The 22,683-nt window shown below is 52.8% G+C and carries 21 protein-coding genes and 4 tRNA genes; 22 read left to right on the forward strand and 3 right to left on the reverse strand.

The annotated features are described in order from the left end of the window. Nucleotides 1-7 precede the first annotated feature (7 nt). The 4 genes from BZK41_RS01410 (at nucleotide 8) to BZK41_RS01425 (ending at nucleotide 409) form a co-directional block, all read left to right on the forward strand. Nucleotides 8-82, forward strand: a tRNA-Gln gene (locus BZK41_RS01410). A gap of 21 nt (nucleotides 83-103) precedes the next feature. After that, nucleotides 104-180 (forward strand) — tRNA-Met (locus tag BZK41_RS01415). A gap of 43 nt (nucleotides 181-223) precedes the next feature. After that, nucleotides 224-298: transfer RNA gene (locus BZK41_RS01420), tRNA-Gln, on the forward strand. Nucleotides 299-334: 36 nt separating this feature from the next. Further along, nucleotides 335-409: transfer RNA gene (locus BZK41_RS01425), tRNA-Gln, on the forward strand. A gap of 120 nt (nucleotides 410-529) precedes the next feature. Here BZK41_RS01425 and ubiF read toward each other — a convergent pair. After that, nucleotides 530-1,705, reverse strand: a complete 1,176-nt coding sequence (gene ubiF, locus BZK41_RS01430) for a 3-demethoxyubiquinol 3-hydroxylase (RefSeq protein ID WP_079936931.1) — start codon at nucleotides 1,703-1,705, stop codon at nucleotides 530-532. 145 nt (nucleotides 1,706-1,850) lie between these two features. Between ubiF and miaB the strand changes: the two genes are divergently transcribed. The 10 genes from miaB (at nucleotide 1,851) to rihA (ending at nucleotide 12,250) form a co-directional block, all read left to right on the forward strand. Continuing rightward, nucleotides 1,851-3,281 (forward strand): tRNA (N6-isopentenyl adenosine(37)-C2)-methylthiotransferase MiaB, encoded by a 1,431-nt coding sequence (gene miaB / locus BZK41_RS01435; protein WP_079937018.1) that lies wholly within the window; start codon nucleotides 1,851-1,853, stop codon nucleotides 3,279-3,281. Between the two features lie 206 nt (nucleotides 3,282-3,487). Beyond that, the gene (locus BZK41_RS01445; protein ID WP_003022776.1) at nucleotides 3,488-4,534 is read left to right on the forward strand and encodes a PhoH family protein; all 1,047 of its coding nucleotides are present in this window, start codon (nucleotides 3,488-3,490) and stop codon (nucleotides 4,532-4,534) included. Then, a complete protein-coding gene (ybeY, locus tag BZK41_RS01450; protein ID WP_003831323.1) occupies nucleotides 4,531-4,998 on the forward strand; it encodes an rRNA maturation RNase YbeY in 468 nt (155 codons plus the stop codon). The genes BZK41_RS01445 and ybeY overlap by 4 nt, the downstream gene beginning before the upstream one ends. A gap of 131 nt (nucleotides 4,999-5,129) precedes the next feature. Beyond that, entirely contained in the window at nucleotides 5,130-6,008 is an 879-nt protein-coding gene (corC, locus tag BZK41_RS01455; protein WP_003022770.1) for a CNNM family magnesium/cobalt transport protein CorC, read from the forward strand. 24 nt (nucleotides 6,009-6,032) lie between these two features. Beyond that, entirely contained in the window at nucleotides 6,033-7,571 is a 1,539-nt protein-coding gene (lnt, locus tag BZK41_RS01460) for an apolipoprotein N-acyltransferase (protein WP_079936933.1), read from the forward strand. A gap of 419 nt (nucleotides 7,572-7,990) precedes the next feature. Continuing rightward, nucleotides 7,991-8,899, forward strand: a complete 909-nt coding sequence (gltI, locus tag BZK41_RS01470) for a glutamate/aspartate ABC transporter substrate-binding protein GltI (protein ID WP_003022762.1) — start codon at nucleotides 7,991-7,993, stop codon at nucleotides 8,897-8,899. 159 nt (nucleotides 8,900-9,058) lie between these two features. Then, a complete protein-coding gene (gene gltJ / locus BZK41_RS01475; RefSeq protein ID WP_003831316.1) occupies nucleotides 9,059-9,799 on the forward strand; it encodes a glutamate/aspartate ABC transporter permease GltJ in 741 nt (246 codons plus the stop codon). Further along, entirely contained in the window at nucleotides 9,799-10,473 is a 675-nt protein-coding gene (gene gltK / locus BZK41_RS01480) for a glutamate/aspartate ABC transporter permease GltK (protein WP_003022757.1), read from the forward strand. Before gltJ ends, gltK begins: the two co-directional genes overlap by 1 nt. Next, nucleotides 10,473-11,198 carry a glutamate/aspartate ABC transporter ATP-binding protein GltL gene (gene gltL / locus BZK41_RS01485; RefSeq protein WP_003022754.1) on the forward strand — a complete coding sequence of 242 codons (726 nt, stop codon included), beginning with the start codon at nucleotides 10,473-10,475 and terminating at the stop codon, nucleotides 11,196-11,198. Before gltK ends, gltL begins: the two co-directional genes overlap by 1 nt. 116 nt (nucleotides 11,199-11,314) lie before the next feature. Then, nucleotides 11,315-12,250 carry a pyrimidine-specific ribonucleoside hydrolase RihA gene (gene rihA, locus BZK41_RS01490; RefSeq protein WP_079936934.1) on the forward strand — a complete coding sequence of 312 codons (936 nt, stop codon included), beginning with the start codon at nucleotides 11,315-11,317 and terminating at the stop codon, nucleotides 12,248-12,250. A gap of 96 nt (nucleotides 12,251-12,346) precedes the next feature. Here rihA and BZK41_RS01495 read toward each other — a convergent pair whose 3' ends face one another. After that, nucleotides 12,347-12,829: a zinc ribbon-containing protein gene (locus tag BZK41_RS01495; protein WP_079936935.1), complete on the reverse strand. Its 483-nt coding sequence runs from the start codon at nucleotides 12,827-12,829 to the stop codon at nucleotides 12,347-12,349. A 235-nt stretch (nucleotides 12,830-13,064) separates the two neighbouring features. Here BZK41_RS01495 and leuS point away from each other — a divergent pair, with 235 nt between their 5' ends. Genes leuS through nadD form a run of 4 tightly spaced genes read left to right on the forward strand, consistent with a single transcriptional unit; the run spans nucleotide 13,065 to nucleotide 17,929 of the window. Continuing rightward, nucleotides 13,065-15,647 (forward strand): leucine--tRNA ligase, encoded by a 2,583-nt coding sequence (gene leuS, locus BZK41_RS01500; protein ID WP_139762564.1) that lies wholly within the window; start codon nucleotides 13,065-13,067, stop codon nucleotides 15,645-15,647. Between the two features lie 14 nt (nucleotides 15,648-15,661). Next, nucleotides 15,662-16,255 (forward strand): LPS assembly lipoprotein LptE, encoded by a 594-nt coding sequence (gene lptE / locus BZK41_RS01505; protein WP_079936937.1) that lies wholly within the window; start codon nucleotides 15,662-15,664, stop codon nucleotides 16,253-16,255. Next, nucleotides 16,255-17,286, forward strand: a complete 1,032-nt coding sequence (holA, locus tag BZK41_RS01510; protein ID WP_032942687.1) for a DNA polymerase III subunit delta — start codon at nucleotides 16,255-16,257, stop codon at nucleotides 17,284-17,286. The genes lptE and holA overlap by 1 nt, the downstream gene beginning before the upstream one ends. A 1-nt stretch (nucleotide 17,287) precedes the next feature. Beyond that, nucleotides 17,288-17,929 (forward strand): nicotinate-nucleotide adenylyltransferase, encoded by a 642-nt coding sequence (gene nadD, locus BZK41_RS01515; RefSeq protein WP_139762565.1) that lies wholly within the window; start codon nucleotides 17,288-17,290, stop codon nucleotides 17,927-17,929. Here nadD and cobD read toward each other — a convergent pair. Continuing rightward, nucleotides 17,904-18,998 carry a threonine-phosphate decarboxylase CobD gene (gene cobD / locus BZK41_RS01520; protein WP_079936938.1) on the reverse strand — a complete coding sequence of 365 codons (1,095 nt, stop codon included), beginning with the start codon at nucleotides 18,996-18,998 and terminating at the stop codon, nucleotides 17,904-17,906. The two genes, nadD and cobD, sit on opposite strands and share 26 nt — an antisense overlap. 96 nt (nucleotides 18,999-19,094) lie before the next feature. Between cobD and BZK41_RS01525 the strand changes: the two genes are divergently transcribed. The 4 genes from BZK41_RS01525 to mrdA all read left to right on the forward strand — a co-directional run bounded on the left by BZK41_RS01525 (nucleotide 19,095) and on the right by mrdA (nucleotide 22,681). After that, nucleotides 19,095-19,706 carry an adenosylcobalamin/alpha-ribazole phosphatase gene (locus BZK41_RS01525; RefSeq protein ID WP_079936939.1) on the forward strand — a complete coding sequence of 204 codons (612 nt, stop codon included), beginning with the start codon at nucleotides 19,095-19,097 and terminating at the stop codon, nucleotides 19,704-19,706. A gap of 254 nt (nucleotides 19,707-19,960) precedes the next feature. Then, nucleotides 19,961-20,278 carry a ribosome silencing factor gene (rsfS, locus tag BZK41_RS01530; RefSeq protein WP_003022728.1) on the forward strand — a complete coding sequence of 106 codons (318 nt, stop codon included), beginning with the start codon at nucleotides 19,961-19,963 and terminating at the stop codon, nucleotides 20,276-20,278. Between the two features lie 3 nt (nucleotides 20,279-20,281). Beyond that, nucleotides 20,282-20,749, forward strand: coding sequence for a 23S rRNA (pseudouridine(1915)-N(3))-methyltransferase RlmH (rlmH, locus tag BZK41_RS01535; RefSeq protein WP_003022725.1), 468 nt, complete (start codon nucleotides 20,282-20,284; stop codon nucleotides 20,747-20,749). Between the two features lie 30 nt (nucleotides 20,750-20,779). After that, a complete protein-coding gene (mrdA, locus tag BZK41_RS01540) occupies nucleotides 20,780-22,681 on the forward strand; it encodes a peptidoglycan DD-transpeptidase MrdA (RefSeq protein ID WP_057063295.1) in 1,902 nt (633 codons plus the stop codon). Nucleotides 22,682-22,683: the final 2 nt, after the last annotated feature.

Below are 22,683 nucleotides of genomic sequence, written 5' to 3' on the forward strand. Positions count from 1 at the left end.
CGGTCATTGGGGTATCGCCAAGCGGTAAGGCACCGGTTTTTGATACCGGCATTCCCTGGTTCGAATCCAGGTACCCCAGCCATCGAAGAAAATGTTAGTATTTGGCTACGTAGCTCAGCTGGTTAGAGCACATCACTCATAATGATGGGGTCACAGGTTCGAATCCCGTCGTAGCCACCATATTAAGGACGTATCGATTCGTTCGGTAAATCCAAAAAATTGTTGGGGTATCGCCAAGCGGTAAGGCTCTGGTTTCTGATACCAGCATTCCGAGGTTCGAATCCTCGTACCCCAGCCAATTTCAAAAAGTCGTCCACTCTGTGGGTGCACCCGTTGGGGTATCGCCAAGCGGTAAGGCTCTGGTTTCTGATACCAGCATTCCGAGGTTCGAATCCTCGTACCCCAGCCATATTAAAAAAGCTCGCTTCGGCGAGCTTTTTGCTTTTCTAACGCCAGGTGACGGCAAGTCTTACCCGGCCTACAGGTTATGTAGGCCTGATAAGCGTAGCGCCATCAGGCACCGCTCGAGCTACAACCCTAACGCATACTTCAGTGCCTGACGTTTCAGTACGCCAGCGCGCTCTGCGGCCATGAGCCCGAGATTGCGCATGATGCGCAGCGGCTGCAGGTTATTACTGAATCCGGCGTAGAACAGATCCATACCGCTTTGCATGATGAAATTGTCAGTCATACGGCGATTCTGATAGCGCTTGAGCACCGGCTGACTGGCCCAGGATTCACCGTAGCTGCGCGCGTTCACCAGCACATCAATCAACGCATCGACATCACGAAAACCCAGATTAACGCCCTGCCCCGCCAGTGGGTGAATGGTATGCGCGGCATCACCTACCAGCGCCAGCCCCGGTTGCACATATTGCAGCGCATGACGACGCGTAAGCGGGAACGCCCCCGCTGCCAATGGCATCACGTTACCGAGTCGCGATGGAAAATGTTTAGCAATCTCCGTCTGCAATTGCGACATATTCAGCGCTTGCAATTGGCGGATGCGAACCGGTGAGTCGTACCACACCAGCGAGGCCCAGTTATCAAACAGCGGTAAAAACGCGCGCGGGCCGTCAGGCGTAAATTGCTGCCAGGTGCTATCTCCCGGTGAATTTTCGCATTGCACGGTTATCAACATACAGGACTGTGCATACTGCCAGGCATGGATACCAATCCCGGCCATTTTTCGCACCTGAGAGTTGGCACCATCGGCGCCGATGACCAGCTTCGCGCTGATGGTTTCGCCGCCTGCCAGCTCAAGCTCATGTCGATCGTTATGTTGATGCAAAGAAATCAGGGACGCCGGTACGCGCAACGTGACTTTGGGGTGAGCTTCCAGCGCCTGCCAGAGCGCCTGCTGCAAGACCGTGTTTTCCACCATATAGCCCAACAGAGGCAGCTTAAGCTCGGCGGCATCAAACATCACATGGGCATTTTCCCACTCCCACGTTTCCAGTCGACGATAAGGATGGCTGCGCATCCCCTGCACCGTATCCCAGACGCCAAGCCCTTTTAGCAACGACACCGACGCGGAACTAATGGCAGAAATTCTGACATCAGGCTGTCCGTCAGCCACAAACGGCGCTGGAACGGCATGCTCAATGACCGTTACCGTAAATCCATGCTGCGCCAGTCCAAGCGCCAGCGCGCCGCCGACCATCCCCCCGCCGACAATGGCAATTTCCGTTGGTTGATTTGTCATGGTCAATTATCCAGTTACATGTATTGTGTAAGTTTACAGGATTTTTTACCCCTTGAGGCTGACATCCGTCATACTGGTCACAACCGCGCCAAAGCAGTACACTATGCGCCCTGCATTTCAGCCACAATTTCGCAAGAGCAAGTCGATGACCAAAAAACTCCATATTAAAACCTGGGGCTGTCAGATGAACGAATACGATTCATCGAAGATGGCCGATCTGCTGGATGCCACTCATGGGTATCAACTGACTGACGTGGCGGAAGAAGCGGATGTGCTGCTGCTGAATACCTGCTCAATCCGTGAGAAGGCTCAGGAAAAAGTGTTCCATCAACTGGGCCGCTGGAAGCTGTTAAAAGAGAAAAATCCCAAGCTCATTATTGGGGTCGGTGGCTGTGTTGCGTCTCAGGAAGGCGATCATATTCGCCAGCGCGCGCATTATGTCGATATTATTTTTGGGCCGCAAACGCTGCACCGCCTGCCGGAAATGATCAACAAAGTGCGTGGAAGTACGACCCGTAGCCCGGTGGTTGATATCAGTTTCCCGGAGATCGAAAAGTTCGACCGCCTGCCGGAACCGCGTGCTGAAGGTCCAAGCGCGTTTGTGTCCATCATGGAAGGTTGTAATAAATATTGTACTTACTGCGTGGTGCCCTACACCCGCGGTGAGGAAGTCAGCCGTCCGGCGGATGATATTCTGTTTGAAATCGCCCAGCTTGCAGCCCAGGGCGTGCGTGAAGTGAACCTGCTGGGGCAAAACGTGAATGCCTGGCGCGGTGAAAACTACGACGGCACGATCGGATCTTTTGCCGATCTGCTGCGTCTGGTGGCCGCGATCGACGGCATCGACCGTATTCGCTTCACCACCAGCCATCCGATCGAATTCACCGATGATATCGTTGAAGTTTATCGCGATACGCCAGAGCTGGTGAGCTTCCTGCATCTGCCGGTACAGAGCGGTTCAGACCGCGTACTGAACCTGATGGGGCGTACTCATACCGCGCTGGAATACAAAGCGATCATCCGCAAACTGCGCGCAGCGCGTCCGGATATCCAGATTAGCTCCGACTTTATTGTTGGTTTCCCGGGTGAAACCACGCAGGATTTCGAGCAGACCATGAAGCTTATCGCTGACGTCAATTTTGACATGAGCTACAGCTTTATCTTCTCTGCGCGTCCTGGCACCCCTGCCGCCGATATGGTCGACGACGTGCCGGAAGAAGAGAAGAAACAGCGTCTGTACATTCTACAAGAGCGTATCAACCAGCAAGCTATGGCCTGGAGCCGTCGTATGGTCGGCACGACCCAGCGCATTCTGGTTGAGGGCACATCGCGTAAGAGCATCATGGAACTGTCAGGCCGTACCGAAAATAACCGTGTGGTGAACTTTGAAGGCAACCCGGAAATGGTCGGTAAGTTCGTAGACGTAGAAATTACCGATGTCTGGACTAACTCCCTGCGCGGTAAAGTGGTGCGTACCGAAGATGAAATGGGTCTGCGTATCGCAGAGTCCCCTGAATCGGTCATTGCGCGTACCCGTAAAGAAAACGATCTGGGCGTCGGTATTTATCAGCCTTAATCCTGCTGAAAGACGTAAAAAAGGCCCGATACCGCTACACTTATCGGGCCTACAATCCTGGGCTCGCTATCCCGGCGGGCCTTGTAATCTGCCCTATCATCCCCATATTTACTGCAATGCTTGCGCCTTTCCCCCATGGCGTGAATAATTTCCTTAGATGCCGGTAAATGTTCAGCGTCCGGCGAGACATGCATAAGAGGAACAGTTTGAACATAGACACTCGCGAAATCACCCTTGAACCCGCAGACAACGCACGACTGCTGAGCCTTTGCGGCCCATTTGATGACAACATCAAACAGCTGGAACGTCGCCTCGGCATCGAAATTAACCGCCGTGATAACCACTTTAAACTGACCGGTCGCCCAATTTGCGTCACCGCTGCGGCAGATATTTTACGTAGTCTGTACGTCGATACCGCCCCAATGCGCGGTCAGACGCAGGACATCGAGCCTGAACAAATTCATCTGGCGATCAAAGAAGCGCGTGTGCTTGAGCAAAGCGCAGACAGCGTGCCTGAATTTGGCAAAGCGGTGAACATCAAAACCAAGCGCGGAGTAATAAAGCCGCGTACCCCGAACCAGGCACAGTACATTGCGAATATCCTCGACCACGATATCACCTTTGGCGTTGGCCCTGCGGGTACGGGTAAAACGTATCTCGCGGTTGCCGCTGCGGTCGATGCGCTTGAGCGTCAGGAGATCCGTCGTATTCTGCTGACCCGTCCGGCTGTAGAAGCGGGTGAAAAACTGGGATTCCTGCCGGGAGATCTCAGCCAGAAAGTCGATCCGTATTTACGACCGCTGTATGACGCGCTGTTCGAAATGCTCGGCTTTGAAAAGGTTGAAAAGCTGATTGAGCGTAACGTCATTGAAGTTGCGCCGCTGGCCTATATGCGCGGTCGTACGTTGAACGATGCATTCATCATTCTTGATGAGAGCCAGAACACCACCATCGAACAGATGAAAATGTTCCTGACCCGTATCGGCTTTAACTCCAAAGCTGTCATCACTGGCGATATTACCCAGATTGACCTGCCGCGTAGCACCAAATCCGGTCTGCGTCATGCCATTGAAGTGCTGGCTGAAGTCGACGAAATTAGTTTTAATTTCTTCCATAGCGAAGACGTGGTGCGCCACCCGGTAGTCGCCCGTATCGTCACAGCGTATGAAGCCTGGGAAGAAGCAGAACAGAAACGCAAAGCCGAGCAGGCTGCAGAACGCAAGCGCGAAGCTCAGGAGCAGGAACAAAAATGAGTCAGGTTATCCTCGATTTACAGCTGGCATGTGAAGACGAATCCGGTTTACCAACAGAAAGTCAGTTTCAGGGCTGGCTGGATGCGGTGATCCCGCAGTTTCAGGAAGAGTCTGAAGTGACTATTCGTCTGGTCGATGACGCGGAAAGCCACGACCTGAACCTGACCTATCGCGGGAAAGATAAATCCACCAACGTGCTTTCTTTCCCGTTTGAAGCCCCACCGGGCATTGAGATGCCGCTGCTGGGCGATTTGATCATCTGCCGTCAGGTGGTTGAGAAAGAAGCGCAGGAGCAAGGCAAACCGCTTGAGGCCCACTGGGCGCACATGGTGGTGCACGGTAGCCTGCATTTACTCGGCTACGACCATATTGAAGACGATGAAGCGGAAGAGATGGAATCCCTCGAAACAGAGATTATGCTTGCTCTGGGCTATGAGGATCCGTACATTGCCGAGAAAGAGTAAGCATTTCGACATCTTGTAGGCCTGATAAAGCCTACAAGGTTTGAAGTACAATGAAGAGATATGCCGTCAACAGCTGAATATACGCACATGACGCGCTTTGTATTAACTAACATGAGAACCCATACGACGCCATGAGCGACGACAATTCACACAGTAGTGACACCTTAAACAGCAAAAAGGGATTTTTTTCCCTGTTACTGAGCCAACTTTTCCACGGTGAACCGAAAAACCGCGACGAACTGTTGGAGCTGATCCGTGATTCCGGGCAAAACGACCTTATCGATGAAGATACGCGCGATATGCTCGAAGGGGTAATGGATATTGCGGACCAACGTGTTCGCGACATCATGATCCCTCGCTCCCAGATGATTACCCTGAAACGCAACCAAACTCTGGACGAATGCCTCGATGTCATTATCGAGTCTGCCCACTCGCGTTTCCCGGTAATTAGCGAAGACAAGGATCACATTGAAGGGATTCTGATGGCCAAAGATCTGCTGCCGTTTATGCGTAGCGATGCCGAAGCCTTCAGCATGGAGAAAGTGTTACGCCAGGCGGTTGTCGTCCCTGAAAGCAAGCGGGTTGACCGCATGCTGAAAGAGTTCCGCTCCCAGCGTTATCATATGGCTATCGTTATCGACGAGTTTGGCGGTGTCTCAGGTCTGGTGACCATTGAGGACATCCTTGAACTGATCGTCGGTGAAATTGAAGATGAGTACGACGAAGAAGACGATATTGATTTCCGTCAGCTCAGTCGCCACACCTGGACTATTCGCGCGCTGGCGCCAATTGAAGACTTCAACGAAGCTTTCGGCACGCATTTCAGCGATGAAGAAGTGGATACCATTGGCGGGTTGGTCATGCAGGCCTTCGGTCATCTGCCCGCGCGTGGAGAGACCATCGACATTGATGGTTACCAGTTCAAAGTGGCAATGGCCGACAGCCGTCGTATTATTCAGGTTCATGTCAGAATTCCGGACGACTCACCCCAGCCCAAACTGGACGAATAAACCCGAAACTGGATCTAAGACTACATGGCATTTGCCCCATTAATTGAACGCCAGCGCATTCGCCTGCTGCTGGCGTTATTATTCGGTGCCTGCGGGACACTGGCTTTCTCACCGTATGACATCTGGCCCGCTGCGATTGTTTCGCTGATGGGCCTGCAGGCTCTCACCTTCAACCTCCGTCCGCTCCAGTCTGCCGCTATCGGCTACTTCTGGGGACTGGGACTGTTTGGCTCAGGCATCAACTGGGTTTACGTCAGTATCGCGCAGTTTGGCGGTATGCCGGGCCCCGTTAACGTCTTACTCGTGGTTCTGCTTGCTGCTTACCTTTCCCTCTACACGGGTCTGTTTGCCGGTGTTTTGGCGCGTCTGTGGCCGAAAACCACCTGGATACGCGTAGCGATTGCCGCGCCGGTAGTCTGGCAAATCACTGAATTCCTGCGCGGCTGGGTGCTGACCGGCTTCCCATGGCTACAGTTCGGCTACAGCCAGATCGACGGTCCGTTAAAAGGACTGGCGCCGGTAATGGGCGTTGAGGCGATTAATTTCCTGCTGATGATGGTTAGCGGCCTGCTGGCGCTGGCGCTGGTTACGCGTAACTGGAAGCCGCTGGTTGCCGCCTTGGTGCTTTTCGCTCTGCCCTTTCCGCTGCGCTATATCCAGTGGTACACGCTTGAGCCGGAAAAAACCACCCAGGTCTCGATGGTGCAGGGTGACATTCCGCAGTCGCTTAAATGGGATGAAGGCCAGTTACTCAACACCCTGAAGATTTATCTCGACGCCACCCAGCCTGAGATGGGCAAATCACAGCTCATCATCTGGCCAGAATCCGCTATTCCGGACCTGGAAATTAACCAGCAGCGTTTTTTGAGTATGATGGATGACCTGCTGAAATCGAAAAACAGCACGTTGATTACCGGTATCGTAGACGCACGTCTGAACAAGCAGAATCGTTACGACACCTACAACACCATTATCACGCTGGGTAAAGACAGTCCGTACAGCTACGACTCCAGCAACCGCTACAACAAAAACCATCTGGTACCATTTGGCGAGTTTGTCCCGCTGGAATCGATCCTGCGTCCGTTAGCGCCGTTCTTTGACCTGCCAATGTCTTCGTTCAGCCGTGGCCCTTATGTGCAGCCACAACTGCATGCGCACGGCTTTAAGCTGACGGCAGCCATCTGCTACGAAATCATTCTTGGCGAACAGGTTCGTGATAACTTCCGCCCGGATACGGACTACCTGCTGACTATCTCCAACGATGCGTGGTTTGGTAAATCCATCGGTCCGTGGCAGCACTTCCAGATGGCGCGTATGCGTTCTCTCGAACTGGCGCGCCCTCTGCTGCGTAGCACCAACAACGGTATTACGGCGGTGATTGGCCCACAGGGTGAGATTCAGGCGATGATCCCGCAGTTTACCCGTCAGGTGCTGACCACCAGCGTTACACCAACCACAGGCTTAACCCCTTATGCCCGTACCGGTAACTGGCCGCTCTGGCTGCTTACCGCGCTATTTGGCTTTGGCGCGGTGGTAATGAGTCTGCGCCAGCGTCGCAAATAAACCAGTGCCCCATCAAATGCAGGCCGGATAAGGCGGTACGCCGCCATCCGGCAGTTGTGCCGCATCGTGCCTGATGGCGCTACGCTTATCAGGCCTACTCCCCCCTTCCTCCCTTCCAATGCCCATTCTGGCACGTCTATTGCTTTGTTCTACAAGGCAAACGCTGTTTTGGCTGAATGTGCAACCTGGTCGCACCAAAGTTGAGCGCCGGTAGCACCTGAAAAGTGCAACAAGATATTTTTGCCCCCAAATGGTGCGGCGCACTTCGCAAAAATAAACAATAACACAGCAAATTCTTTACATTCATCCAAACTAAATGTTAACAAACACATACAAGACTGCACGTTTTAGTAGCAAACAATAACAACATCACAATGGGTATCAATGCGTCCCTGGCGCAGACGATAAAGGAGTTGGATATGCAATTACGTAAGCTCGCCACTGCCATGCTGGTCATGGGAATGTCCGCCGGTCTGGCGCACGCAGAAGACGCAGCACCAGCGGCAGGCAGCACGCTGGATAAGATCGCCAAAAATGGCGTGATCGTTGTCGGCCACCGTGAATCATCAGTACCGTTTTCTTACTATGATAATCAGCAAAAAGTGGTCGGTTATTCACAGGATTATTCCAACGCGATCGTTGAAGCCGTGAAGAAAAAGCTGAACAAGCCTGATCTACAGGTGAAACTGATCCCGATTACTTCACAAAACCGTATCCCGCTGCTGCAAAACGGCACCTTCGACTTTGAGTGCGGATCCACCACCAACAACGTCGAACGCCAAAAACAAGCGGCTTTTTCTGACACCATTTTCGTTGTCGGCACCCGCCTGCTGGCGAAAAAAGGCGGCGACGTCAAAGATTTCGCCGATCTGAAAGGTAAAGCCGTAGTCGTGACTTCGGGTACCACCTCAGAAGTTCTGCTGCATAAGCTGAACGAAGAACAAAAAATGGATATGCGCATCATCAGCGCGAAAGACCACGGTGACTCTTTCCGTACTCTGGAAAGCGGTCGCGCCGTTGCCTTTATGATGGATGACGCCCTGCTGGCTGGCGAGCGCGCGAAAGCGAAGAAACCAGACAACTGGGAGATCGTCGGCAAACCACAGTCTCAGGAAGCCTACGGCTGCATGCTGCGCAAAGATGACCCTGAGTTCAAAAAGCTGATGGACGACACTATCGCCAAGGCGCAAACCTCAGGCGAAGCTGAGAAATGGTTTGATAAGTGGTTTAAAAATCCAATTCCACCGAAGAACCTGAACATGAATTTCGAACTGTCAGACGAGATGAAAGCCCTGTTCAAAGAACCGAATGATAAAGCGCTTAACTAACTAAAATAAATGGGAGGCTTCCCCTCCCTCTCGATTGCTACTCGGCACGGACAGACTATAAGCCTGATGGTCGTTCCCCATCAGGCCTGAAAACCGCAAAACGCCGAATAACAATCTTCGAGGGTAGCGCTGCTACCCTTTTTTTTCTGGAGTAGATTTATGTCTATAGACTGGAACTGGGGTATTTTTTTACAACAAGCCCCGTTCGGCAACACCACCTATCTCGGCTGGCTCTGGAGTGGCTTCCAGGTCACGGTCGCGTTATCCATCACAGCCTGGATTATCGCTTTCCTCATAGGCTCTTTATTCGGCATCTTACGTACCGTTCCAAATCGTTTTCTTTCCGGGATCGGCACGCTATACGTTGAGCTGTTTCGTAACGTTCCGCTCATCGTCCAGTTTTTCACCTGGTATCTGGTTATTCCTGAACTGCTGCCGGAAAACATTGGGATGTGGTTCAAGGCTGAGTTGGATCCCAACATCCAGTTCTTCCTCTCATCGATGCTTTGTCTGGGGCTGTTTACCGCCGCGCGCGTCTGCGAACAGGTTCGTGCCGCTATTCAGTCTCTGCCGCGTGGGCAGAAAAATGCCGCACTGGCGATGGGGCTGACGTTACCGCAGGCCTACCGCTATGTTCTGTTGCCAAACGCATACCGCGTGATTGTTCCGCCAATGACCTCAGAGATGATGAACCTGGTGAAGAACTCCGCGATCGCCTCCACCATCGGCCTGGTCGATATGGCTGCACAAGCCGGCAAACTGCTGGATTACTCCGCCCACGCATGGGAATCGTTTACCGCTATCACTCTGGCCTACGTCCTGATTAACGCCGTCATCATGCTGGTGATGAATCTCGTTGAACGTAAAATCCGCCTGCCTGGCAATTTGGGAGGCAAATAATGTACGAATTTGACTGGAGTTCAATCGTCCCTTCCCTGCCTTATCTGCTGGATGGGCTGATCATCACGCTGAAAATCACTGTTACGGCAGTGGTCATTGGTATTGTCTGGGGAACCATCCTTGCCGTAATGCGTCTGTCCAGCTTCGCGCCAATTGCCTGGTTTGCGAAAGGCTACGTCAACGTATTTCGTTCCATTCCGCTGGTCATGGTGCTGCTGTGGTTCTACCTGATTGTGCCCGGCTTCCTGCAAAACGTACTGGGTCTGTCGCCAAAAACCGATATTCGCCTGATCTCAGCGATGGTCGCGTTTTCGATGTTTGAAGCCGCGTACTATTCCGAGATTATCCGTGCCGGTATCCAGAGTATTTCTCGTGGGCAGTCCAGTGCCGCGCTGGCGCTGGGGATGACCCACTGGCAGTCGATGAAGCTCATTATTCTACCGCAGGCATTCCGCGCGATGGTACCGCTGCTGCTGACCCAGGGCATCGTACTCTTCCAGGATACCTCGCTGGTCTATGTATTAAGTCTGGCAGACTTCTTCCGTACCGCCTCTACCATTGGCGAGCGTGACGGCACACAGGTTGAAATGATCCTGTTTGCTGGCGCCGTTTATTTTGTATTCAGTCTGAGCGCATCGTTGTTGGTCAGCTATTTGAAGAAAAGGACAGTTTAATGATTACCCTGAAAAATGTTTCTAAATGGTATGGTCACTTTCAGGTGCTGACCGACTGCTCCACAGAAGTGAAAAAAGGTGAAGTGGTGGTGGTCTGCGGCCCGTCAGGTTCAGGTAAATCAACGCTTATCAAAACGGTGAACGGGCTGGAGCCGGTACAGCAGGGCGTCATCACCGTTGATGGCACCGTGGTGAATGATAAAAAAACCGATCTGGCTAAACTGCGCTCCCGCGTTGGTATGGTGTTCCAGCACTTTGAACTGTTCCCGCATCTGTCGATCATTGAGAACCTGACTCTGGCGCAGGTAAAAGTGCTTAAGCGCGATAAAAAGCCGGCCCGCGACAAAGCGCAAAAGTTACTGGAACGCGTTGGTCTGTCAGCACATGCCGAGAAGTTTCCAGCTCAGCTCTCAGGGGGCCAGCAACAGCGTGTCGCTATCGCCCGGGCGCTGTGTATGGATCCTATCGCCATGCTGTTTGACGAACCAACGTCGGCGCTTGATCCTGAAATGATCAACGAAGTACTGGACGTTATGGTTGAACTGGCCAATGAAGGGATGACCATGATGGTGGTAACCCACGAAATGGGCTTTGCGCGTAAAGTGGCGAACCGGGTGATCTTCATGGATGAAGGGAAAATTGTTGAAGACTCACCGAAAGAAGAGTTCTTCGCTAATCCGAAATCGGACCGAGCCAAAGACTTCCTCGCGAAAATCCTGCATTAATCTTGCTGGCGCGCACCTCCATGTGCGCGCCACCTCACGATTTATCTCTTCACTTCTCGAAACAGGTACAGCCCAGCGTTAACCTTGTCACAAAGTCCCACTTACAAGGAGCAACAATGGCACTTCCTATCCTGTTTGATTGCGATCCAGGTCATGACGACGCTATCGCAATTGTTCTCGCCCTCGCCTCACCTGAACTGGATGTGAAAGCGATAACCTCATCTGCCGGTAACCAGACGCCCGACAAAACGCTGCGTAACGTATTACGCATGTTAACGTTACTCAACCGTACGGATATCCCCGTGGCCGGCGGCGCAGTGAAGCCACTGATGCGCGATCTGATTATTGCCGATAACGTCCACGGTGAGAGTGGGCTGGATGGCCCGGCGCTGCCGGAACCCGCTTTTGCGCCACTGGACTGTACCGCTGTGGAACTGATGGCGAAAACCCTGCGTGACAGCCTGGAACCGGTGACCATTGTCTCCACCGGGCCGCAAACTAACGTAGCATTGCTTCTGAATAGCTATCCTGAGCTGCACGCCAAAATCGCCCGTATCGTGATTATGGGTGGTGCAATGGGCCTCGGAAACTGGACGCCCGCCGCCGAGTTCAACATTTTCGTGGATCCTGAAGCCGCGGAGATCGTATTCCAGTCGGGTATTCCGGTGGTGATGGCTGGGCTGGACGTCACACATAAAGCGCAAATACATCGCGAAGATACCGAGCGGTTCCGCGCTATCGGCAATCCTATTTCGACGATCGTTGCTGAACTACTCGACTTCTTCTTTGAATATCACAAAGATGAAAAGTGGGGATTCATCGGCGCACCACTGCATGACCCATGCACCATTGCCTGGCTGCTGAAACCTGAACTATTTACCACCGTTGAACGCTGGGTCGGCGTGGAAACTCAGGGTAAATATACCCAGGGAATGACCGTGGTAGACTACTACTTCCTGAGCGGCAATACGCCAAATGCCACCGTAATGGTGGACGTGGATCGCGAAGGGTTTGTCGATTTGCTGGCAGAACGGCTGAAGTTTTACGCCTAATACACGCTGGATAGCGCTAACGCTCATCCGGCCTACAAAATCGTGCAATTTGTAGGCCGGATAAGACGTTTTGCGTCGCCATCCGGCAATAAGCGATCACGGTTCAAATGGTCGGCGCTGAAACTGATCGTGTCCGCATTTCGGACATAGCGGCAGCACATCCGGGGTGTAAACCGCTAAATGGAAGTGGCACTTCTCGCAGACCAGATTACCTAATCCGACCACCTCGCCGCTGTGATAAACCCCGTGATGACTGAGGTCCTGGAACACTTCGCGCCATTCGAGCTGCGTTTTATCAGTAATATCGGCCAGTTCCTGCCAGATACTCTCCTTGATAACCCGCATAAAGACGCTGTCTGTTTCCTCATCGAGACTTTCTTCATAGCTCAGAGCAAACTCTTCCAGGTCGCGTTTGACGGCCCGAGTGAGTTCTTCCACCTCGGTTCGCGTTAACTCCCCGGTCTGCATAACTCGTTGACGCGCCTGCTCCACCAACGCATCGATATCGCGTTCGCCATTACGCAGACGTTCGCTCAGTGAAGCCACCAGTTCACGGTAATATTGAGCAACCTTGTTCATCGCTTCGCCTCCTGGGTCGTTAACTGTCTATAATAATAGACGTTATTTACGCTACGCTTTGCAAGACTGTCCACAGAGTGTGTAAATTCGTGCAAGAATTATCCTTGCGGGAATTCAACGCTGAATGCGCGAAAGGCTGTTTTGGCGCGGGCGTTTGGGCTATGCTATGCGGATCTGAAACACCACATCTAGAGCTACGTTTGTAGCTGTATTGAAAACAGGACCACTGGCTGCCATGCAAGAGCAATACCGCCCGGAAGAGATAGAATCCAAAGTACAGCTTCACTGGGATGAGAAGCGCACATTTGAAGTTACCGAAGACGAGAGCAAAGAGAAGTATTACTGCCTGTCTATGCTTCCCTATCCTTCTGGTCGACTACACATGGGCCACGTACGTAACTACACCATCGGTGACGTGATCGCCCGCTACCAGCGCATGCTGGGTAAAAACGTACTGCAGCCAATTGGCTGGGATGCGTTCGGTCTGCCTGCGGAAGGCGCAGCGGTTAAAAACAACACCGCGCCGGCACCGTGGACATACGACAACATCGCATACATGAAAAACCAGCTCAAAATGCTGGGTTTCGGTTACGACTGGAGCCGTGAGCTGGCGACCTGTACCCCGGAATACTACCGCTGGGAACAGAAATTCTTCACCGAGCTGTACAAAAAAGGCCTGGTGTACAAGAAAACGTCTGCGGTCAACTGGTGCCCGAACGACCAGACCGTACTGGCGAACGAACAGGTTATCGACGGCTGCTGCTGGCGTTGCGATACCAAAGTCGAGCGTAAAGAGATCCCACAGTGGTTCATCAAAATCACCGCTTACGCTGACGAACTGCTGCGTGACCTGGATAACCTGGATCACTGGCCTGACACCGTGAAAACGATGCAGCGCAACTGGATTGGCCGTTCTGAAGGCGTGGAAATCACCTTCGATGTGAATGGTTACGACAACACGCTGACCGTTTACACCACCCGCCCGGACACCTTTATGGGTGCGACCTATCTGGCCGTTGCCGCAGGTCACCCGCTGGCGCAGAAAGCTGCTGCAAATAACCCAGAACTGGCCGCCTTCATTGACGAATGCCGCAACACCAAGGTTGCTGAAGCCGAAATGGCAACCATGGAGAAGAAAGGCGTCGATACGGGCTTTAAAGCTGTTCACCCGCTGACTGGCGAAGAGATCCCGGTTTGGGCAGCAAACTTCGTCCTGATGGAATACGGTACAGGCGCAGTCATGGCCGTTCCGGGCCACGATCAGCGCGATTACGAATTTGCCACCAAATATGGCCTGACCATCAAGCCAGTAATTCTGACCGCTGAAGGCGCAGAGCCGGATCTGTCTGAACAAGCTCTGACCGAAAAAGGCGTGCTGTTTAACTCCGGTGAGTTTGACGGCCTTGGCTTCGAAGCTGCCTTCAACGCCATTGCTGACAAGCTGGTAGCAAAAGGTGTGGGTGAGCGTAAAGTGAACTACCGTCTGCGTGACTGGGGTGTTTCCCGTCAGCGTTACTGGGGTGCGCCAATTCCGATGGTGACATTGGAAGACGGTACCGTACTGCCGACGCCAGAAGACCAGTTGCCGGTTATTCTGCCGGAAGACGTGGTTATGGACGGTATTACCAGCCCAATCAAAGCCGATCCGGAGTGGGCAAAAACCACCGTTAACGGCATGCCTGCGCTGCGCGAAACCGACACCTTCGATACCTTTATGGAATCCTCCTGGTACTACGCGCGCTACACCTGCCCGCAGTACAACGAAGGGATGCTGGATCCTGAAGCGGCAAACTACTGGCTGCCGGTTGATATCTACATTGGTGGTATTGAACACGCCATCATGCACCTGCTCTACTTCCGCTTCTTCCACAAGTTGATGCGCGATGCGGGTATGGTCAACTCTGACGAGCCAGCTAAACAGCTGCTGTGCCAGGGTATGGTGCTGGCCGATGCGTTCTATTACGTTGGTGCAAACGGCGAGCGTAACTGGGTTTCTCCGGTTGATGCCATCGTTGAGCGCGACGAAAAAGGTCGTATCGTCAAAGCTCAGGACGCAGAAGGTCATGAACTGGTGTATACCGGCATGAGCAAAATGTCCAAGTCGAAAAATAACGGTATCGACCCGCAGGTCATGGTTGAACGTTACGGCGCCGACACCGTACGTCTGTTCATGATGTTCGCTTCTCCGGCTGATATGACGCTGGAATGGCAGGAATCTGGCGTTGAAGGGGCGAACCGCTTCCTGAAACGTGTATGGAAGCTGGTTTACGAACATACTTCCAAAGGCGATGTTGCTGCCCTGAACGTTGATGCGTTGAGCGAAGACCAAAAAGCGCTGCGTCGCGACGTGCACAAAACCATTGCTAAAGTTACCGATGATATCGGTCGTCGTCAGACTTTTAACACCGCAATTGCGGCAATTATGGAGCTGATGAACAAGCTGGCGAAAGCACCGCAGGAAGACGAACAAGACAGAGCCCTGATGCAGGAGGCGTTACTGGCCGTCGTTCGCATGCTGAACCCGTTCACCCCACACGCTTGCTTCACGATGTGGCAGGCGCTGAAAGGCGAAGGCGATATCGACAACGCACCGTGGCCGGTGGCAGACGAAACCGCAATGGTTGAAGACTCGAAGCTGGTTGTTGTTCAGGTGAACGGTAAAGTCCGTGGCAAAATTACCGTTCCGGTAAATGCGACAGAAGAACAGGTTCGTGAACGTGCTGGCCAGGAGCATCTGGTGGCAAAATATCTTGATGGCGTTACCGTACGTAAAGTGATTTATGTACCGGGTAAACTCCTCAATCTGGTCGTTGGCTAAGCGCGGGAGGAAGCGTGCGACTTCTGACAACATTGTTGTTATCTCTGGCGGTGCTTGTCACCGCCGGGTGTGGCTGGCATCTGCGTAGTACTACGCAGGTTCCACCCTCAATGAAAACCATGATCCTGAACTCTGGTGATCCGAACGGCCCATTAAGCCGCGCGGTTCGTAATCAGTTGCGTCTAAACGGCGTTACGCTGCTTGAAGACGGTACAATGCGTAAAGATGTGACATCCTTACGTCTTGGCGCGGTCAGCATTTCGCAGGATACGGCGTCGGTATTCCAGAACGGTCAAACGGCTGAATACCAGATGGTGATGTCCGTAAGTGCTACCGTGCTGATCCCAGGTCATGATATTTATCCAATCAGCGCCAAAGTTTATCGTTCGTTCTTTGACAACCCACAGGCTGCACTGGCGAAGGATAACGAGCAAGAGATGATCGTTAAAGAGATGTATGACAAAGCTGCTGAACAGTTAATTCGTAAGCTGCCAAGCGTACATCTGGCCGATACTCAGTCATCCAAGGCTGATGCTGAGCCTGCGGTGAATAAAGCCGAGGCGCCTGCGTCATCTCCGGCGCGTGTCTCCACCACGCTGGGTAACTGATGCTCAAGTTGTACCCTGAACAACTCCGCGCACAGCTCAATGAGGGGCTGCGCGCGGCGTATTTGCTCTTAGGTAACGATCCTCTCTTATTGCAGGAAAGCCAGGACGCCATCCGTCAGGCTGCTGCCACGCAAGGATTCGAAGAACACCATGCCTTCACTCTGGACAACAGCACCGACTGGGGAGAGATTTTTTCACTCTGCCAGGCGATGAGCTTGTTTGCCAGCCGTCAAACCCTGCTCCTGCAGTTGCCTGAAAACGGCCCTAATGCTGCCATTAACGAACAGCTCGCTTCACTCGTCACACTGCTACATGACGACCTGCTGCTGATTGTTCGCGGCAACAAGCTGACTAAAGCGCAGGAAAACGCCGCATGGTATACCGGACTTGCCAATAATGCGGTGCAGGTAAGCTGCCAGACGCCGGAGCAAGCACAGCTCCCGCGTTGGGTCGCCGCCAGAGCGAAGCTTAACAATCTGCAACTGGATGACGCAGCCAATCAGCTGCTGTGCTATTGCTATGAAGGTAATCTGTTAGCACTGGCGCAAGCGCTGGAACGGCTGGCATTGCTTTGGCCTGATGGCAAACTAACGCTGCCTCGCGTGGAGAAAGCCGTTAACGATGCCGCGCACTTTACCCCGTTCCATTGGGTGGATGCGCTGCTGATGGGCAAAAGCAAACGCGCGCTGCACATTCTGCAACAGTTACGCCTGGAAGGCAGTGAGCCGGTTATTTTGCTACGTACGATACAGCGTGAATTACTGCTGTTGGTCAACTTAAAACGGCAGTCAGCCCATACGCCTTTGCGCACGTTGTTTGATAAACACCGGGTGTGGCAAAATCGTCGGGGTATGATGGGAGATGCGCTAAACCGGCTGAATCCGGCGCAGTTGCGTCAGGCGGTAACGTTGTTAACGCGTACGGAAATTACGCTTAAACAAGACTATGGTCAGTCAGTGTGGGCAGAACTTGAGGGACTTTCCCTTTTGCTTTGTCATAAATCGCTGGCCGATGTTTTTATTGATGGTTGATATGAAATCATTGCAGGCTCTGTTCGGTGGCACCTTTGATCCGGTGCATTATGGTCATCTTAAACCGGTTGAAATTCTGGCGAATCTGATTGGCCTTTCCCGGGTTATTATCATGCCCAATAACGTGCCGCCGCATCGTGCGCAACCCGAAGCGTCCGGCGAACAACGTCAGCGCATGGTTGAACTGGCCATTGCCGATAAGCCGTTGTTCTTCCTCGATGAACGCGAACTGAAACGTGATACCGCTTCCTACACCGCGCAAACGCTCAAAGAGTGGCGCGAGGAGCAAGGTCCGGACGTGCCGCTAGCGTTTATTATTGGCCAGGACTCACTGCTTACCTTTCCTTCCTGGCATGACTACGACACGATTCTGGGTAACACCCACCTCATCGTGTGCCGACGTCCGGGCTATCCGCTCGAAATGGCGCAGGAAAAGCACCAGCAGTGGCTGGAGGATCATCTGACCCATTCGCCAGATGACCTGCACAACCTGCCTTGTGGGAAAATTTATCTGGCTGAAACGCCGTGGTTTAACATCTCCGCCACGCTCATCCGTGAGCGTCTGGAAAAAGGCGAGCCGTGCGACGACCTGATGCCTGGCGCAGTGCTTGACTATATCAATCAGCAGGGGTTGTACCGCTAAGCACCTTACGTAAAGCCGCCAACAGGCGGTAATTTTCTTCCTGGCTGCGAACGGCTACCCGATAATAGCGCGTATCCAGCCCCGGATAGTTGGCACAACTGCGAATCAAGACATGTTGTTCCAGCATTGCGTGTTGCAGATCAATATCCGCCCGCTCGCAGCGCAATAAACGATAATTTGCCCGACCAGGATACACCGCCAAGCCGGGCAGTTCTTTCAACTGCCGATCAAACCTCGCGCCCTCTTGCTCCAGCCACTTCCATGTTGCCTGCTGATATGCGCTGTCGCGTAAAATAATCTCGCCTGCCAGTGCAGCAAATGCGTTAATTGACCACGGCATTTGTCGACGGCGCATCTGTGCAACAGCCTGTTCATTACTGTTGACCAGATACCCCAGACGCAGCCCCGGTATCGCATAGAACTTGGTGAGCGAGCGCAGCACCCAAATATGCAGGTTATCCCGAAGCAGCGGAATAAACCCCTGCTCCCCGGCAATAAAATCGATAAACGCTTCATCAAGGATCAGATTGATCCCAAGCCGTTCACAACGCGCGGCTATTTCGCGCAGCAGGCGGTTATCTGGCAGCAAGCCGGTGGGGTTATTGGGCGTACAAAGAAACAGGCAGTCCAGCTCTGAGGTTAACGCATCGAGGATCGCATCGGTAAGCTGCCAGCCATCATCTTCGCGCAGCGCAAACTCATGGATCGTACAATCTCCCCACTGCAGAGCCCGACGATATTCAGCAAACCCAGGCGTCACGATCATCGCATGGCGTGGTTTAAGACCTTGCACCAAAGTGAAAATCGACTCAGTCTCACCGTTTCCGGCAAGTATCCATGAGGCAGGAATCTGATGATGCTCCGCCAGCGCCGCATGCAGTTTAGCGTAATCAACATCCGGATAACGCTCCGCGCAGTCCAGATTGTCGACGATCGCGCGTTTTAAACTTGCTGGCATACCCAGCGGATTAATATTCGCGCTAAAATCCAGCAATTGTTCAGGCGAGATGCCCAACAGTTCAGCGGCTTCTCGGGTATTACCGCCATGCGCGCTCTTCAATAAAGACATCGTGCCGCTCCACGCAAAAAAAGGTATTTTAGTGAAAAATCACTGCGCAATCAGGGCAAACATCATGTTTTGTGCGAATAACCTCAAGAGGAAAAAATGAGACTCTGGTTAGTACGTCATGGAGAAACTGAAGCCAATGTCGCTGGTTTATACAGCGGCCACGCCCCCACACCGCTAACGGAACGGGGGATCGCTCAGGCGCAAACACTGGGTACGCTGTTACGTAATGTCCCTGTCGACAACGTTCTGTGCAGCGAGTTGGAACGTGCCTGCCATACAACGCAGTTGATCTTAGGCGATCGCGAGATCCCTGTGCGCAACATGCCTGAGCTTAATGAAATGTTTTTTGGTGACTGGGAAATGCGCCATCATCGCGATCTGACGCGCGAAGATGCCGAAAACTACGCCGTGTGGTGTAACGACTGGCAGAATGCTACGCCCACTAATGGCGAAGGTTTTCAGGCGTTTTCCCAGCGAGTGGAACGCTTCATTGCTCAACTCGCTGATTACAAAACGTGCCAAAACCTGCTGGTGGTGAGCCATCAGGGTGTACTAAGCGTGTTGATCGCCCGTCTGTTGTCCATGCCGGCTGCAGCAATGTGGCATTTTCGCGTCGAACAAGGTTGCTGGAGCGCGATTGATTTTTGCGACGACTTTGCTGTTCTGAAAGTGCTTAACAGCCGGGCTGTATGGCACGACGGGGAGTGAAAGCACTGTTTTTTCTGCCGAAGGGCTTCTCTCCCATTGACACCCCATGACAGGCTGTTATTCTCCGCAACCTGACTTTTCCCGCCCTTCAGAGCTTTGCAGAAATTGTTTTACAAAAATGGCGATGCATTCTGCGGCGTGGGGTGGGATGATAGCGCACTTCAAAAGCGCTTTCGGAGACATTTGTCCCGATATCGCCTCTGGTTCAGGTATACTAACAGACGTTTTTAACTCTTTTCACCCAGGGGGAACACTTGCAGGGTAAAGCACTTCAGGATTTTGTAATCGACAAAATTGATGACCTGAAAGGTCAAGACATCATCGCCTTAGACGTTCAGGGCAAATCCAGCATCACTGATTGCATGATTATCTGCACCGGCACGTCCAGCCGTCATGTAATGTCTATCGCAGACCACGTTGTTCAGGAGTCCCGCACTGCTGGTCTGCTGCCGCTCGGCGTAGAAGGCGAGAACGTCGCAGACTGGATCGTCGTTGACCTCGGTGATGTGATTGTCCACGTGATGCAGGAAGAAAGCCGTCGCCTGTATGAACTGGAAAAACTCTGGAGTTAATGCGTGAAGCTGCAACTTGTCGCTGTGGGTACGAAGATGCCTGACTGGGTGCAAACCGGTTTTACGGAGTATCTCCGTCGGTTTCCAAAAGATATGCCCTTTGAGCTGATCGAAATCCCGGCAGGAAAACGCGGCAAGAACGCGGATATTAAACGCATTCTCGACAAAGAGGGTGAGCAGATGCTGGCTGCCGCAGGCAAAAACCGCATCGTCACCCTTGATATCCCTGGTAAACCCTGGGACACGCCGCAGCTGGCGACTGAACTGGAACGCTGGAAACTGGACGGTCGTGACGTCAGTCTGTTGATTGGCGGGCCGGAAGGTCTCTCTCCTGCCTGTAAAGCGGCAGCGGAACAAAGCTGGTCACTCTCTGCGTTAACCCTTCCTCACCCTCTTGTTCGGGTTCTGGTCGCGGAGAGTCTGTACAGGGCGTGGAGCATCACCACCAACCATCCTTATCACCGTGAGTGATCATTGATTCTTGAGTAGATTAAGCAGCGGATGAAACTACAGAATTCTTTTCGCGACTATTCGGCTGAGTCCGCGCTGTTTGTGCGCCGGGCGCTGGTCGCTTTTTTGGGGATTTTGCTGCTCACCGGCGTGCTGATCGCCAACCTTTATAATCTGCAAATCGTTCGCTTTACTGATTATCAGACCCGCTCGAACGAAAACCGCATCAAACTGGTGCCTATCGCCCCCAGTCGCGGCATCATTTATGACCGTAACGGAATTCCGCTCGCCCTTAACCGCACCATTTATCAGATAGAAATGATGCCGGAAAAGGTCGACAACGTTCAGGATACCCTCGACGCGCTGCGTAACGTCGTAGACCTGACGGACGACGACATTGCCGCCTTTAAAAAAGAGCGCGCCCGTTCACACCGCTTCACCTCCATTCCGGTAAAAACTAACCTGAGTGAAGTGCAGGTGGCACGCTTCGCCGTTAATCAATATCGCTTTCCCGGCGTTGAAGTTAAAGGCTATAAACGCCGCTATTACCCCTACGGCTCTGCGCTGACCCACGTCATTGGCTACGTATCGAAGATCAACGATAAAGACGTGGACCGCCTGGACAAAGACGGCAAGCTGGCCAACTACGCGGCAACGCACGACATCGGTAAATTGGGTATTGAACGCTATTATGAAGACGTACTTCACGGCCAGACTGGTTATGAAGAAGTTGAAGTGAACAACCGCGGCCGCGTCATTCGCCAACTGAAAGAAGTGGCACCGCAGGCCGGGCACGATATCTATCTCACCCTTGACCTGAAACTTCAGCAGTACATTGAAACGCTGCTGGCGGGCAGTCGTGCCGCGGTGGTCGTCACCGACCCGCGTACCGGTGGCGTACTGGCACTGGTGTCCATGCCGAGCTACGATCCGAACCTGTTTGTCGATGGTATCTCGAGTAAAGATTACTCCGGTTTACTCAATGACCCGAATACCCCATTGGTTAACCGCGCGACTCAGGGTGTCTACCCTCCTGCTTCGACGGTTAAACCTTACGTCGCGGTTTCTGCATTAAGTGCAGGCGTCATCACCCGCAATACTGGTCTGTTCGATCCAGGTTGGTGGCAATTACCGGGCTCTGAAAAACGTTACCGCGACTGGAAAAAATGGGGGCACGGCCATCTGAACATCACCCGTTCCCTGGAAGAGTCGGCGGATACGTTTTTCTATCAAATCGCCTATGATATGGGGATAGACCGCCTTTCAGAATGGATGAGTAAGTTTGGCTACGGCCAATATACGGGCATCGATCTTGCCGAAGAGCGCGCCGGAAACATGCCAACCCGCGAGTGGAAGCAAAAACGGTTTAAAAAGCCATGGTACCAGGGTGATACCATTCCGGTCGGCATCGGTCAGGGTTACTGGACAGCAACCCCTATCCAGATGAGTAAAGCGCTGATGATCCTTATCAACGACGGTTTGGTAAAAGTTCCGCATCTGCTGATGAGTACGGCAGAAAACGGTAAGCAAGTACCGTGGGTACAGCCACACGAACCACCCGTTGGCGACATTCATTCCGGTTACTGGGAAATCGCAAAAGACGGCATGTACGGTGTCGCGAACCGTCCTAACGGTACTGCGCACAAGTATTTCGCTGGCGCACCTTACAAAATTGCGGCGAAATCCGGTACTGCACAGGTCTTTGGCCTAAAAGCCAATGAAACCTATAACGCACATAAGATCGCCGAGCGCTTACGTGATCACAAGCTGATGACGGCCTTCGCACCCTATGATAAGCCTCAGGTTGCTGTCGCCATAATCCTTGAAAACGGTGGCGCGGGTCCGGCTGTGGGTACCATTATGCGCCAAATCCTTGACCACATTATGTTGGGCGACAATAACACCAATCTGCCTGCAGAAAACCCCGCGGTTGCAGCAGCGGAGGACCAATAATC

It is taken from the genome of Citrobacter sp. A316, assembly GCF_002042945.1.
Taxonomy (GTDB): domain Bacteria; phylum Pseudomonadota; class Gammaproteobacteria; order Enterobacterales; family Enterobacteriaceae; genus Citrobacter; species Citrobacter portucalensis.